Here is a 223-nt window from a genome sequence, read left to right as displayed (position 1 = left end):
TAACACAGGGAGCTTGCTCCTGGGTGACGAGCGGCGGACGGGTGAGTAATGTCTGGGAAACTGCCTGATGGAGGGGGATAACTACTGGAAACGGTAGCTAATACCGCATAATGTCGCAAGACCAAAGAGGGGGACCTTCGGGCCTCTTGCCATCAGATGTGCCCAGATGGGATTAGCTAGTAGGTGGGGTAATGGCTCACCTAGGCGACGATCCCTAGCTGGT

The 223-nt window shown here is 55.6% G+C and carries 1 rRNA gene; it reads left to right on the top strand.

The annotated features are described in order from the left end of the window. A 16S ribosomal RNA gene (locus WFN75_RS22745) occupies positions 1-223 on the top strand; the annotation flags it as partial.

Origin of the sequence: Leclercia sp. UBA7405 (genome assembly GCF_037152215.1) — a bacterium.
GTDB lineage: Bacteria > Pseudomonadota > Gammaproteobacteria > Enterobacterales > Enterobacteriaceae > Enterobacter > Enterobacter pneumoniae.
This window is presented reverse-complemented; position numbering and strand designations above follow the sequence as displayed.